Annotated in this window: 13 protein-coding genes; 5 read left to right on the top strand and 8 right to left on the bottom strand. The window is 71.5% G+C overall.

What is annotated here, in order from left to right:
• Window positions 1-8: 8 nt before the first annotated feature.
• Genes ACP6CK_RS16270 through ACP6CK_RS16255 form a run of 4 tightly spaced genes read right to left on the bottom strand, consistent with a single transcriptional unit; the run spans window position 9 to window position 5095 of the window.
• Complete coding sequence (locus ACP6CK_RS16270) at window positions 9-1001, bottom strand: acyl-CoA dehydrogenase family protein (protein ID WP_426954342.1); 993 nt, start codon at window positions 999-1001, stop codon at window positions 9-11.
• A 2-nt stretch (window positions 1002-1003) separates the two neighbouring features.
• Window positions 1004-2206, bottom strand: coding sequence for an acyl-CoA dehydrogenase family protein (locus ACP6CK_RS16265; RefSeq protein WP_426954341.1), 1203 nt, complete (start codon window positions 2204-2206; stop codon window positions 1004-1006).
• Entirely contained in the window at window positions 2206-4323 is a 2118-nt protein-coding gene (locus tag ACP6CK_RS16260; RefSeq protein ID WP_426954340.1) for an acetate--CoA ligase family protein, read from the bottom strand. Before ACP6CK_RS16260 ends, ACP6CK_RS16265 begins: the two co-directional genes overlap by 1 nt.
• A 1-nt stretch (window position 4324) precedes the next feature.
• Window positions 4325-5095, bottom strand: a complete 771-nt coding sequence (locus ACP6CK_RS16255; RefSeq protein WP_426954339.1) for an enoyl-CoA hydratase/isomerase family protein — start codon at window positions 5093-5095, stop codon at window positions 4325-4327.
• Between the two features lie 172 nt (window positions 5096-5267).
• On the opposite strand from ACP6CK_RS16255, the gene ACP6CK_RS16250 reads away from it, so the two are divergent.
• Window positions 5268-6227 carry a tripartite tricarboxylate transporter substrate binding protein gene (locus ACP6CK_RS16250; RefSeq protein ID WP_426954338.1) on the top strand — a complete coding sequence of 320 codons (960 nt, stop codon included), beginning with the start codon at window positions 5268-5270 and terminating at the stop codon, window positions 6225-6227.
• A gap of 22 nt (window positions 6228-6249) precedes the next feature.
• A complete protein-coding gene (locus ACP6CK_RS16245) occupies window positions 6250-7233 on the top strand; it encodes a tripartite tricarboxylate transporter substrate binding protein (RefSeq protein WP_426954337.1) in 984 nt (327 codons plus the stop codon).
• Here the strand turns inward: ACP6CK_RS16245 and ACP6CK_RS16240 are convergent, their stop codons facing one another.
• The 3 genes from ACP6CK_RS16240 to ACP6CK_RS16230 form a co-directional block, all read right to left on the bottom strand.
• The gene (locus ACP6CK_RS16240) at window positions 7234-7845 is read right to left on the bottom strand and encodes a TetR/AcrR family transcriptional regulator (protein WP_426954336.1); all 612 of its coding nucleotides are present in this window, start codon (window positions 7843-7845) and stop codon (window positions 7234-7236) included.
• 151 nt (window positions 7846-7996) lie between these two features.
• Entirely contained in the window at window positions 7997-8962 is a 966-nt protein-coding gene (locus tag ACP6CK_RS16235) for a Bug family tripartite tricarboxylate transporter substrate binding protein (protein WP_426954335.1), read from the bottom strand.
• A 50-nt stretch (window positions 8963-9012) separates the two neighbouring features.
• Complete coding sequence (locus ACP6CK_RS16230; protein ID WP_426954334.1) at window positions 9013-9936, bottom strand: LysR family transcriptional regulator; 924 nt, start codon at window positions 9934-9936, stop codon at window positions 9013-9015.
• Between the two features lie 101 nt (window positions 9937-10037).
• Between ACP6CK_RS16230 and ACP6CK_RS16225 the strand changes: the two genes are divergently transcribed.
• From ACP6CK_RS16225 to ACP6CK_RS16215, 3 genes are read left to right on the top strand one after another with little or no spacing between them, the layout of a single operon-like run.
• A complete protein-coding gene (locus ACP6CK_RS16225) occupies window positions 10038-11120 on the top strand; it encodes an LLM class flavin-dependent oxidoreductase (RefSeq protein WP_426954333.1) in 1083 nt (360 codons plus the stop codon).
• A gap of 4 nt (window positions 11121-11124) precedes the next feature.
• Complete coding sequence (locus tag ACP6CK_RS16220) at window positions 11125-11445, top strand: hypothetical protein (protein WP_426954332.1); 321 nt, start codon at window positions 11125-11127, stop codon at window positions 11443-11445.
• Complete coding sequence (locus ACP6CK_RS16215; RefSeq protein WP_426954331.1) at window positions 11442-11945, top strand: flavin reductase family protein; 504 nt, start codon at window positions 11442-11444, stop codon at window positions 11943-11945. Before ACP6CK_RS16220 ends, ACP6CK_RS16215 begins: the two co-directional genes overlap by 4 nt.
• A gap of 210 nt (window positions 11946-12155) precedes the next feature.
• Here ACP6CK_RS16215 and ACP6CK_RS16210 read toward each other — a convergent pair whose 3' ends face one another.
• Window positions 12156-12338 carry a DDE-type integrase/transposase/recombinase gene (locus ACP6CK_RS16210; RefSeq protein WP_426954330.1) on the bottom strand — a complete coding sequence of 61 codons (183 nt, stop codon included), beginning with the start codon at window positions 12336-12338 and terminating at the stop codon, window positions 12156-12158.
• Between the last annotated feature and the right edge of the window lie 225 nt (window positions 12339-12563).

Genomic DNA, 12563 nt, shown 5'->3' with positions numbered 1-12563 from the left:
GGTCGTGCCTATGGCGATCCGCTCTCGTTCGCGTCGATCAGGGCGGCGGCCACCGCCTCGCGCAGGCGCGGCGCGTCGCCCTGCGCCTCCAGCGCGCGGATGCGGCGGAGGTGGCGGTGGACCGGCACCTCCCAGGTGAAGCCCATGCCGCCATGGGCCTGGATGACACCCTCGGCGATCAGCGGGCCCTGGGCCGCGGCGGTCAGGAAGGCGGCCCGGCGGGCGAGCAGCCCGGTCGCGTCCGAAGCACTGGTCGTGGCGCGGGTGATGGCGCCGCGCAGGCCCTCCAGGGCCAGCTTGTGGCGGGCCAGCAGGTGCCGCATGGCCTGGTTCGCCACCAGCGGCTTGCCGAACTGGCGGCGGGTGGAGACGTGCTCTACCGCGAGGCCAAGGCAGGTTTCCGCGGCGCCGAGGATGAGGGCGGCGCGCAGGACGAGCGCGTCTTCGGTCAGCGCTGCCCAGGTGTTGCCGTCCAGGCGTGCGGCAGGGGGAGCGCCGGACAGAGCGACTGTTTGCTCCGGCACCGTCTCGTCCAGGCCGATGGCGTCCGACAGCGTGAGCGAGGCCGCCGGCAGCAGCGCGGCGCCGTCCGCCACGCGCACCAGCACCCAGTCCGCGCCGCGCGCCATGGGGGCGCGGCCGACCGTGCCGGTCAGGTCCGGATGCGCGGTGCCCGCCCAGGCGATGGTGCCGCGCACCTCTCCCGCGATGAGGGCCGCCGCGATATCGGGTGCCGGGCCGGCGAGGTGGCGCGCGAGCAGCAGGGTTTCCAGCAGCGGGAAGGCCAGGTCGCCGGCGCCGGCCGCTTGCAGGATCGGCACGGCGAAGCGCGGCTCCAGGGCGAGGCCGCCGACCTCTTCTCCCGCTAGCACGCCGAGCAGGCCGTCTTCCGCCAGCCGCGCCGCGCGGCCGGCCGGGTCCAGGGCCGCACAGGCGGCCACCGCGCGCGCGGCGCTGTCCGCGAACTCCGCCGGGTCCAGGCCGGTCGTGATGGCGTCCATGCTCACTTCCCCCGCGGCAGTTGCAGGACGCGGTCGGCGATGATGCCGAGCTGGATCTCCGTGGTGCCGGCGTAGATCGTCTCCGCGCGGGCCTGGAGGTAGATGTCCTTGAAGCGTTTCAGCGCCTGCTTCACGGCGGGCGGTGCGTCCGGGCTCGCCATCGCCAGCATCTCGGTCGCCAGGGCGGCGAAGCGCTGGTGCGCCTCGCTCCAGTGGAGCTTCATCAGGCTGCCGCGCGCGCCGATCGCCTCACCGGCGACGAGGGCGTCCACCACCGGCTCCACGTTGCCCTTTACCACTTCGATGTCCACCTGCGTCGCGGCGATGCGCTGGCGGTAGGCGCCGTCTGCCAGGAGTGGTGCCAGGGCAGGGTCCTGCTTGCAGGCGGCGATCAGGTGGCGCAACTCGTTCTCGAAGCGCCAGGCGCGGTACATGCGGTTGGTCGCGCGCTCGATGCCCAGCACGCGGATGGCGGCGTTCCAGCCCTCGTCCGGGGCGCCGAGCGCGTCCTCCGGCCCGACCGGGACCTCGTCGAAGAAGACCTCGGCGAAGCCGCCCTCCTTGTCGTTGATCTGGCGGATCGGGCGCACCCGGATGCCCGGCGCGTCCATCGGCACGGCGAAGAGGGCGAGGCCCTTGTGCCGGTCCTCCAGCGGGCCGGTGCGCGCGAGCAGGAGGCAGCGCGCGGCCTTGGCGGCGCCGCTGGTCCAGATCTTCTGCCCCGTCACGCGCCAGCCCGCGCCGTCCCGCACAGCGCGGGTGCGCAGGCCGGCGAGGTCCGATCCCGCCTCGGGCTCCGAGAAGCCCTGGCACCACATCTCCCGCATCTCCAGGATGGCGGGGAGGTAGCGGCGCTTCTGCTCCTCCGTCCCGATCGCGAGGATGATGGGGCCCGCGAGCTCCTTGCCGATGGAGGAGACGCTCTCCGGTAGGGCGAGGCGACCGATCTCCTGGTTGGCGATCAGGTGTTCCCGCAGCGTGCGGCCATGGCCGCCATAGGCGCGCGGCCAGGTGATGCCGGCGAGGCCGGCGCGGTGCATCGCCGCCTCCCAATCCCGGCATTGCTGCAGCGTCGGCGTGGCGTAGCCGGGCCGGTCCGAGAGGAAGCCGGCCGGCACGTTGGCGGCGAGCCAGTCGCGGGCATAGGCCCGGAACGCCTCGCCCGTCAGGTCCTGCGCCCTCCCATCTATCACGGGGCCGTCCATCACGGGTGGTTCTCCGTCGCCGGCACGATCAGGGCGTCCAGCGCGACCGCGCCCTGACCCTCCGGCCGCAGCAGCAGGGGGTTGATGTCGATCTCCGCCACCGTCGCGGCGTGCTGCGCGGCGAAGCGCGACAGGGCGGCGATGGCGTGGGCGGCGGCGGGCAGGTCGGCCTTCGGGCGGCCGCGCGCGCCGTCGAGCACGGGGAAGGCCTTCAAGGAGCGGAGCATCGCGGCCGCCTCCGCCTCGTCCACCGGGGCGGGGCGGACGGCGACGTCGCCGATCACCTCCGCGAAGATGCCGCCGAGGCCGACGAGGACGACGGGGCCGAAGACCGGGTCGCGCTTCGTGCCGAGGATCATCTCCGTCCCGCCGCGGACCATGGGGGAGACGAGCACGCCCTCGATCCGCGCGGCCGGTGCGGCGGCGCGCACGCGGGCGAGCATGGCGTCGTGCGCCTCCGCCACCGCCGCCGCGTCAGGCAGGTCGAGGACCACGCCGCCGACCTCCGTCTTGTGCGGCAGGTCGGGGGAAAGGATCTTCAGCACCACGGGGAAGCCCATGCCGGTGGCGGCTTCGGCGGCCTCCGCCGCGCTGGCGACGACGCGCTCGGGCAGGACGGGCACGCCGGTCGCGGCCAGGGCGGCTTTCGCGCCGGCCTCGGTGCGGATGGTGTCGGGATCGAGCGGCGCCGCCGGCGGCGGGGCCGGTGGAAGTGGCGGCAGGCTGCGCGCCGCGGCGAGGTTGCAGAGGCCCGCCAGCGCCAGGGTGGAGGGTCCCACGCCGTCCGCCACCGGGTAGCCCATCGCATTCAGCTCGGCGATCGCATCCTGCGGTCCGTGCACCGCCAGCATGACGATCTTGTCGGGATGGCGCTCCCGCAGCCGGCGCAGCGTCGGCATGTACACGCCGCGCAGGCGCGGCAGGTAGAGCGAGGCAGAGAGGAGGATGAGCAGCGCGTCACAGTCCTCATCCTCCAGCACCGCGGAGAGGACCGTCTCCAGGATCTCCGGACGGCTGGACATCTGCGCCGTGGCGTCGATGGGGTTGCGCGGGGAGGCGTAGGGCACGGCGGCCAGGATGCGGGCCTGCGTCGCCTCGGACGGCATGGGCAGGGACAGGCCGGCGGCGCTGGCGGCGTCTGCCATCAGCACGCCGAACCCGCCCGATGCGGTGAGCAGCATCGCGCGCCGGCTCTTAGGCAACCGGTCGCCCAGCACGGCGGCGGCGTGGCCGAGATCCAGCAACTGCTCCACGCCCTGCACGCGCACGGCGCCGGCGCGGCGGAGCACGGCGTCGAACACCGCGTCCGATCCGGCCAGCGCGCCGGTGTGGGAGGCTGCGGCGGCCTGGCCGGCCTCGGAGGCGCCGATCTTTAGCGCGATTACCGGCTTGCCGGCGGCCCGGGCCTCCTCCAGCGCGGCGACCAAGCGGGGGGCGTGGCGGCAGGTCTCCAGCACGCAGAGGATGACCTTCGTGGCCCCGTCCCGCGCGAGCCAGGCGATGGCGTCCGCGATGTCCACGTCGCACTCGTTGCCGGTGGTGAGGAAGCGGCTGACGCCGGCGCCGCGCTCCCGCGCCAGCAGGGCGGTGTAGCTGCCGATGTTGCCGCTCTGGGAGGCGATGCCGAGCGGGCCGGCCTGGGGCAGGCTGCTCTCCAGCACGATGGAGAAGGTGGCGATGCTGCGCTCGGCGATGCTGACGGCGCCGAGGCAGTTCGGGCCGAGCACGCGCATGCCGCTGCGCCGCGCCGTCTCTCGCAATCGCGCTTGCAGGGCCTGCCCGGCTTCGCCCAGCTCGGCGAAGCCGGAGGAGAAGATCACCGCGCCCCGCACGCCCTTCGCGGCGCAGGCGTCCAGCGCGTCCGGCGTCGCCTCGGCCGCGACCGCGATGATGGCGAGGTCCGGAGCCTCCGGCAGCGCGGCGACGGACGGATAGGCGCGCAGCCCCTGTACCTCCGCGGCGCGCGGGTTGACGGGATAGATCGTGCCGGGGAAGCCGTGGCGGCGCAGCAGCTCCACCGGCCGGCCGCCGACCTTCGTCTCGTCCTGGGAGGCGCCGATGATCGCGATGGATCGCGGCGTGAGGATGGCGTCCAGCCCGGCGCCGATGGTGGTCATCTCAGCGCCCCGTGAAGACCGGCTTGCGCTTCTCGACGAAGGCCGTGCGGGCCTCCTTCGCGTCCTCGGTGCGGGACAGCGCCACGGTGAAGTCCTGCTCGAAGCGGTAGGCGTCGCGCTGCGGCATGAGGTCCACCATGTTGGCGGACTTCTTCGCGTAGCCGATCGCCTGCGGGCTCTTGTTCGCGATGCGGTCGGCCATCTCCAGCGCCGCGGGCAGCAGCGCCTCGCGCGGCAGGGCGTCCTCCACGATGCCGCGGCGGAGGAGGTCGGCGCCGGTCAGGCGGTCCCCGGTGTACATCAGGCGGCGCATGGTGGAGCGGCCGAAGATCGTGCGCAGCATGGCGCCGCCGCCGGCCAGGCCGACGTCGATCTCCGGCATGCCGAAGGCGGCGTCCTCCGCGACCAGATAGATGTCGCAGGCCGCCATCAGGCCGAGGCCGGCGCCCAGCGCGGCGCCGTTCACCGCGGCGATGACGGGCTTGGCGCATTCCCGGATGGCGTTGCCGGTCTCCCGCGTCACGCGGTTGTGGGCGTGGAAGGCGCCGACCTTGCCCGGGTCCGGGCGGTCCTTCAGGTCGGCGCCGGCGCAGAAGGTCCTGCCCGCCCCGGTCAGCACGGCGACGCGGATGTCCTCGCGCTCGGCGATGATGTCGAAGGTCTCGATGAGGGCGTCGCGCATCGCGCGGTTGAGCGCGTTGACCGGCGGGCGATTCAGGGTGACGAGGGCGACATGGTCGGTGACATCCAGCGTCACGATGCTGTCGGACATGCCCGCTTCCTCCTCTTCCGCCGTGGAGGACGCTTTTGCTGTCCAACCGGTCAGTCAGCGGGTTCATAGCGATCAAGTCTGACCCTTGCAACGGGGAAGATCATGGTCCCGTCGTTGACCGATCGGTCAGGTCGGACCTAAGATTGCCCCAAGATCGCAGGAGGAGATGTCCATGCCCCCGATATCCCGGCGCGCGCTGCTGGCGGCGGGCCTCGCCGCCCCGGCCCTGGCCCGTGCCCAGGGCGGCCGCGTCATCCGCCTTGTCGTCCCCTTCGCCGCCGGCGGCCTGACCGACATCGCCACCCGCCTGATCGCCCAGCACATGTCGGGGACGCTGGAGCAGACGATCGTCGTGGAGAACCGGCCGGGCGGCAACGCGATCATCGCGACGGAGGCGGTGGCGCGGGCTCCTAAGGACGGGCTGACGGTGCTCGTCGGCGGCACGGCCGGGCTGCCGCTGAACGTGCTGATGCGGCGCAACCTGCCCTACACGCTGGAGGACTTCGCGCCGGTCGCGCTGCTGTTCGACGGGCCTCTCTCCCTCACGATCAACGCCGGCCTGCCACCGCGCGACATCGCGGGCTTTGTGGACTACGCGAAGGCGGCCCCGAACCCGCTGCGCTACGCCACGAATGGCCCGGGCAGTGTGGGGCACCTGTTCGGCATCCTGATGGCGGACGCCATGGGCATCCGGCTGACGGACGTGGCCTATCGCGGCAACGGACCCTCCACCGCGGACCTCCTCGCCGGCATCGTCGAGATCAGCGTCGAAGCGCCGACCACGACGCTGGAGCACGTCCGGGCCGGCAAGCTGCGTCTCCTGGGCCTGTCCTTCCCGGAGCGCGCCTCGCTGCTGCCGGAGATCCCGACCTTCAAGGAAGCGGGCTATCCCCAGCTCGTCACAGGTTTCTGGACGGCGCTTCTCTGTCCCGCCGGTACGCCGGCCGAGGCGGTGACGCGGTTGAACGCCGCCGCCAACCGGGCGATGGAGAGCGAGCTGATCCGCCAGCGGCTGGCCGCCGAAGCGCTCCGCTCCATCTCCGGCCCGCCGGACCTGTTGCGTCAGCAGATGGCGCAGGACATGGCGGTGTGGGGCCGCATCATTCGCGAGAAGAACATCACGCTCGAATAACCGGGCGCAGGGGAGGACACGCATGAGCATCGCGATCGGACGTCGCAGCCTGACCGGCGGGGCCCTCGGGCTGGGGCTGGCGCCCCTTGCCCGCGCGCAGGAAGTCTGGCGGCCGGACCGGCCGGTGCGGCTGGTCGTCGCCTTCTCGGCGGGCGGGGAGCCCGACATCCTCGCCCGCGCCATGGTGCCCGCCATGCAGGAGGCGCTGGGGCAGACGGTCGTCATCGACAACCGGCCCGGCGCCACCACCATCATCGCCGCGGAGCACGTCGCGGGGTCGCGGCCGGACGGGTACACGCTGCTGCTCACCTCCTCCACTACCTTCGCGGTCAACCCGCATCTCTTCGCGCGGCTGCCCTATCGGCTGGAGGGGTTCCGCCCGATCACCCAGCTCATGCGCGCCCAACTCGCGCTCTACTGCAACCCGCGCCTGCCGGTGCGGAGCGTGGCCGAGCTGATCGCGTATGCGCGCCGCCAGCCGCACGGCATCACCTTCACCACCACCAACCGCGGCGCCGTCGCCCACCTGTCCGGCGAGAGGATGAAGCAGGTCACGGGGCTGACGATGACGGACGTGCCTTTCCGCGCCAGCACCGCGGCCGCCCAGGCGATCATCCGGGGCGACGTGGATGTCGGCTTCGACGGCCTCGCGACCTATCTCGGCATGGTGCAGTCCGGTGACATTCGCGCCCTGGCCGTCACGGGGGAGCGGCGCGTCATCGCCTGGCCGGAGGTGCCGACCTTCGCGGAGGCCGGCTTTCCCGACATGGCGCAGGCCTACTGGTACGGCCTCTTCGCCCCCGCGGGCACGCCGGACGTCGTCGCGGCGCGCCTGCTGGCCGCCACGCGGGCCGGGCTCCGGAGCGAGGCGCTGGTCAACGCGATGACCGCGCAGGGTTCCACCCTGGAGGGCATCGAGCCGGCCGCCTTCGAGGCGCTGCTGGCGAGCGAGAGCGAGCGCTGGGGCACCCTGATCCGCAGCATCGGCCTGCGGCTGGAGGGGTGATCAGCCCGCCTTGATGCCGTTGAAGATCATGTCGAAGTAGCCGTCCGCGATCTCCGACGCAGCCAGGCCCTGGTCCGGCTTGTACCAGCGGTGCATCCAGTTCAGCGCCGACAGGACGAGCCGACCGGTCAGGGGGACGTCCACGGCGCGGACCTCCCCGGCCTCGACCGCCTCCTGGATCAGGGTGCGGATCAGCCCCTCGTAGCGGTCGCGCCACATGATCCGCTCCTTCTCGCGCCGGTGCTCGGGGTCGTTCCAGAAGGCCTGGGTGGAGGCGATCCAGTGCCAGCGGTAGCGCTGGAAGTACTCGGCCGTGGCGGTCATGAAAGCGCGAATGCGCTCGGACGCCGGCCCGCCCTCGGGCAGCCGGTCGAAGACGAACTGGTAGAGCTGCCGTGTGGAGCCGAGCGCGACGCGGGCGAAGATCTCGTCCTTGTCGGTGAAGTGGTGGTACAGCAGCGACTTGGAGATGCCGCAGGCCTCGGCGATGTCGCGCATCGAGGTGCCGTCATAGCCGCTGGTCGCGAAGAGCCGCGCGGATTCCGAGAGGATCTGCAGCATGCGCTCGGCGGAATCGGTGGGCTCCACGATCTTCGCTGCGGCTCGTGCCATCCAAATCCCTCCGTCCGCGCCGCTTGACCGGGCGGTCAGCCATCCTCACCATCGCATGGTGGGACGGCCGTGACCATCGGCATTCCGTGTGCCGGGACGGGCCCGATGCCCTTGATTCGGGGCGTGCAGCACCCTTCTCGGAAGGCATTGGTCACTCTAGCGAGAGGCCGATCTGGCGGATGACGCGGCCCCAGGTTTCCGTCTCTTCCGCGATCAGGGCGGTGAAGCGCTCCGGGGTGTTCGTCTCGATCGTGGCACCCTCATGCGTCAGGTTCTGCCACAGCTCGGCATCGGCCATGGTCGCCACCGTCGCCGCGTGCAGGCGCGCCAGCACGGGGGCGGGGAGGCCCGCCGGCGCCAGCAGCCCGTACCAGTGCTGGTGGCCCAGGTCGCGCAGCCCGGCCTCCGCGAAGGTCGGGGTATCGGGCAGGGCGCCGACGCGGCTGTCGCCCGTGACGCCGATCACCTTCACCCGCCCTTCCCGCGTCAGGCCCAGCCAGGCCGGGATGCCGTCCACGGCCAGCGGGATGTCGTTCCGGATGATCCCCTGCTGCATCGAGCCGGTGGTGCGGTAGGGCACATCGACGAGTTCGATCCCGGCGGCCAGCTTCAGCGCCTCGCCGGTCAGGTGGGTGGAATTGCCGCGGGCCGTGATGCCATAGGCCAGGGGCTGCGGCGCCGCCTTCGCCAGCGCGACCACGCCCGCCATGTCGTTCGCGGGCAGGTCGGTGTTGGCATAGAGCGCGAGCCGCGTGCGGATCAGCAGCGTGATCGGCTGGAACTGCGCGATGCTGTACCCCACGCGGCGGAACAGATGCGGGTTCGCCGCGAAGGTGGTGGAGGTGCCCATCAGCAGGGTCAGGCCATCCGGCACCGCGCCCGCGACGTATTCCGTGCCGAGCATCGTGGTCGCGCCGGGGCGGTTGTCCACGACGACCGGGCTGCCCAGCCGCGCCGCCAGCCCCTGCGCGAGCCGCCGCGCGAAGACGTCCGGCCCGCCGCCCGGCCCGTAGGGCACGACCAGCCGCACGGGGCGCCCCTGCGCCCGGGCAGGGCCGGCCAGGGCCAGTGCCGCCATCGCGCCCATGACAGCCCTGCGGCCCGACATCCGCGTCATTGCCTGCCCTCCCTGTTCGTCGGGCCCTTAGTCGCGGACCGACCGGTCAGTCAATGTCCGGCGCCCGTCTGGCCCATCAGGGCTGGGATGGCCTCGACCAGGAAGTCCAGGAAGACGCGGACCTTCGCCGGCAGCAGGCTCGTCTGCCGGAACACGGCGTAGATGCCGAGGTCGAAGCCGGTGTTCGTCACGCGGACCCCGGGCAGGAGCCGCAGCAGGCGCCCCGCGCCGAGGTCCTCCCGCACGGTGTAGTCGTCCAGCAGGGCGATGCCATGGCCGTCGATCGCCAGCCCGCGCAGCACCTCGCCGTTGTTGCTGGAGAAGCGGGTGGGGATGCGGAGCTCCTCCAGCGCGCCGTCGGTCAGGAAGCGCCAGGTCACGTCCTCCGGCCCCATCCAGTAGGCGAGGCAGTCGTGCGAGAGCAGGTCGCGCGGGGCCGCGATGCCCGGTCGGCCGGAGAGGTAGGCGGGGCTGGCCACCAGCACGCGCTCGCTGCGCAGCAGGCGGCGCTGCATGAGTTGGGCATCGGGCGGGGCGCCGATCCGGAGGTCCACGTCGATCTCCTCCTCGGCCAGCCGGGCCGGGTGCTCGCCCAGGCGGAGCTCCACCCGCAACTCCGGGAAGCGGGCCTGGAAGGCGGGGATCAGCGGCGATACCACGCGCATGCCGAACATGGTGCGGGAATGGACCCGCAGGGTTCCGCGGGGCGTGGCCTGGAGGGCGGCGGCGGCGGCCTCGGCCTCCGCGATGTTCTGCAGGATGGGCTCCAGCCGGGCGAGGTATTCCCGGCCCGCATCGGTCAGCGCCAGGGTGCGGCTGGTGCGGTTCAGCAGCTGCGCGTTCAGCGAGGCCTCCAGCGCCGCGATCTGGCGCGAGACGGAGGCCGGGGAAAGCCCGGCCCGCCGCCCCGCCGCGGAGAAGCTGCCCTCCCGCACCGCGCTCACGAAGAGTTCCATGGCCTGCAAGCGCCGCATCGCCCCGCCTTTGCGGAAAGTGCAAAGATACCTCTTGAAGATAGGTCATTGTTGCGGAATGCCGCCAGGGCCTAATCAGGTCCCAACACGGGAGCACGTCCATGGAATTCGGCATCTTCATCCTGATGCAGCAGCGCGGCTACCATCAGACCTCGGACGAGGTGCTGCGCGGCGCCGTCGAGCAGACCGTCGCCGCAGACCAGGCCGGCTTCGACACGGCGTGGTACGCGGAGCACCACTTCTCCAATTACGGCCTCTGCCCCTCGCCGCTGATGATGATCGCCCACATGGCGGCGCTGACGAAGCGCATCCGGCTGGGCAGCGCGGTCTGCGTCCTGCCGATGTACCACCCCGCGCGCTTCCTGGCGGAGGCCGGGTTCTGCGACGTGGTTTCCAACGGTCGCCTGGAGCTCGGCGTCGGCTCCGGCTATCAGAAGTTCGAGTTCGACCGCTTCGGCGTGAAGATCGAGGAGGCGCCGGCGATCTTCCACGAATACCTCGACGTCCTCCAGCTCGGCCTGAAGGAGCGGGCCTTCTCCTACGAGGGCCAGCACATCCAGATGCCGCTGACCTCCATCAGCATGCGCTGCCTGCAGAAGCCGACACCGCCGATCTGGGTCGCCACCGGCCACCCCGAGACCCAGGCCCGCTGCTTCCGGGAGGGCCACAACCTCTTCGTCACCGCGCTCTTCGGCGGAGAGGAGCGGCTGCGGCAGATGCGAGAGGGGCTCTCCGGCATCGCCGCGAAGGAAGGGCGGAACATCGACGACGCGAAGATTGGCTTCCTCCGCTGCGCCTATGCCAGCGACGACGCGGCCGAGGTGACGAGCTACCTGGAGAACGCCCGCTATCAGCGTCGCATCTCCGAGGCGCTGAAGTACCGCCGCGCCCATTCCGACGACGGCTTCCTGGTAAAGGAGGAGGAAGGCCAGAACGACCTCTCCCTCGACCAGATGCGCGCGAACCTGCCCGTCGGCAGCGTGGACCAGGTGGTGGAGCGGATGGTCAAGGAGATCCGCATCCTCCGGCCAAAGCATATCGCCATCCAGACCCAACTCGGCGACTTCGACCACAAGACGATGCTGAAGCAGATCGAGCTCTGGGGCAGCCGCATCATCCCCGCGATCCGCAAGGAGCTGGGCGAGGACGCGCCGGCCGTCGCCGCTCCGATGGCGGCGGAGTAGGGACGTGCAGGTCCGGATCACCCGCGACGGGACGGTCCTGCTGACGGGGCCGGACGATTTCCGCCGTTTCTCCATCCTCTTCGACCCGGGTGCGCGGGGCTCGGCTCCGGCGGAGGCTGCCCTCGCCCGGGTGGCCCGGCCGGACGGCGACGCGGCCTGGGTGTCCGAGGCGGCGCTGCGCGACCTCGCGCCCCGTGCCGGCGAGGCCGACTGGCAGGAGGGCTTCGCCGGCATGGTCGCCTATGCCCGCGGCCGGGGCTGGGTGGACGATCAGGGCGCCATCCGCGCCCATATTGAAACCGTTCAGGCGGCTACCCGGGCATGATGGCTCCCGCCCTCGACGCCGCCGCCTTCCGGGGTGCGATGCGGAACCTGGCGGGCGGGGTCGCCATCGTCACGACGGGACAGGGTGATGACCGGCGCGGCCTGACGATGACGGCCATCACCTCCGTCTCGGCCGACCCGCCCAGCCTCCTCGTCTGCATCAACGCGGCGTCTGGCAGCCACGACGCCGTCCTGCGGCACGGAAGCTTCGCCGTGAACGTCCTCGGCCCGGAGCACGCCGACCTCGCCCTGCGCTTCGCCGGGCAGGCCGGCCTTCATGGCGTGGCGCGCTTCGAGGGAGAGGTGTGGGAAGTCGGGCTCACGGGCGCTCCGCTCCTCAGCTCGGCACTCTGCAGCCTGGACTGCGCACTGGACGTGCATCAGCGGGCCGGCAGCCACGGCATCTTCATCGGGCGGGTCAAGACTGCTCGGCACCGTTTTGGCGAGCCGCTGCTGAACTTCCAAGGCGGATTCCGAGCACTTGCTGTCAGCGCCGGGTGAATGGTGGTCAGAAGTGCCGAACGGAGAATCCCCAATTTGGAGCTGGTGATCAGGTAGCGAGTGAATCGGCGCTCCTGACCTCCCGAGGCCTGCCGCGTCGTCGGGGCGGGGTCTGGGCGATGGCTGCTGGGTGAGGTCGACGCGTCGGTCTGTGCGAGCTCTCAGCGCGATTGTTCAGGTATCGACGGACCTGATGCCGCACCTCCAGCATCACCTCTCTATGCGCAACACGTAGCTCCGCAGGCCATCCGTGGCGACGCGCCTGGGCTTCAACTTCAGTCCGGCCAGCAGACGTTTGGAAGAGCGCTTGGCCGCAGTCGCGTTCCGCCGACCTTGCGCCAGGATGTCGAGCATCACGCCGTGCTGAGGCACCGCACGCCAGAGATAGTGCACGCGGCTGATGCGCTACGCCTCAAAGTTGATGTCGGGATTTCTTACATTTCGTTCTGCTCTTGACCAATATTGCGGTGCCTCCTCATAGTTGTCCTCTCCCACCTGTCTGCGGGTGGTTGACGTCCAGACTCTTGTGTACAGGACGGACAATGGCTGGTTGCTCCAGCCAAATTTCTGAGTCTCAGCCAATCACAGGGCGCGAACAGGACGCCGACGGACACTTAC

Origin of the sequence: Muricoccus radiodurans, from assembly GCF_050154705.1 — a bacterium.
In the GTDB taxonomy this organism is placed as follows: Bacteria; Pseudomonadota; Alphaproteobacteria; order Acetobacterales; family Acetobacteraceae; genus Roseomonas; species Roseomonas radiodurans.
Note: the sequence above shows the minus strand (reverse complement) of the source record. Positions and strands in the feature narration are given on the sequence as shown.

Excerpts from the sequence above, each read along its gene's own strand:
- ACP6CK_RS16255 (WP_426954339.1), bottom strand. The coding sequence starts at position 5,095 with ATGTCCGACAGCATCGTGACGCTGGATGTCACCGACCATGTCGCCCTC.
- ACP6CK_RS16215 (WP_426954331.1), top strand. The coding sequence starts at position 11,442 with ATGATGGCTCCCGCCCTCGACGCCGCCGCCTTCCGGGGTGCGATGCGG.
- ACP6CK_RS16265 (WP_426954341.1), bottom strand. The coding sequence starts at position 2,206 with ATGGACGGCCCCGTGATAGATGGGAGGGCGCAGGACCTGACGGGCGAG.
- ACP6CK_RS16235 (WP_426954335.1), bottom strand. The coding sequence starts at position 8,962 with ATGACGCGGATGTCGGGCCGCAGGGCTGTCATGGGCGCGATGGCGGCA.
- ACP6CK_RS16245 (WP_426954337.1), top strand. The coding sequence starts at position 6,250 with ATGAGCATCGCGATCGGACGTCGCAGCCTGACCGGCGGGGCCCTCGGG.
- ACP6CK_RS16230 (WP_426954334.1), bottom strand. The coding sequence starts at position 9,936 with ATGCGGCGCTTGCAGGCCATGGAACTCTTCGTGAGCGCGGTGCGGGAG.
- ACP6CK_RS16225 (WP_426954333.1), top strand. The coding sequence starts at position 10,038 with ATGGAATTCGGCATCTTCATCCTGATGCAGCAGCGCGGCTACCATCAG.
- ACP6CK_RS16250 (WP_426954338.1), top strand. The coding sequence starts at position 5,268 with ATGCCCCCGATATCCCGGCGCGCGCTGCTGGCGGCGGGCCTCGCCGCC.
- ACP6CK_RS16260 (WP_426954340.1), bottom strand. The coding sequence starts at position 4,323 with ATGACCACCATCGGCGCCGGGCTGGACGCCATCCTCACGCCGCGATCC.
- ACP6CK_RS16240 (WP_426954336.1), bottom strand. The coding sequence starts at position 7,845 with ATGGCACGAGCCGCAGCGAAGATCGTGGAGCCCACCGATTCCGCCGAG.
- ACP6CK_RS16270 (WP_426954342.1), bottom strand. The coding sequence starts at position 1,001 with ATGGACGCCATCACGACCGGCCTGGACCCGGCGGAGTTCGCGGACAGC.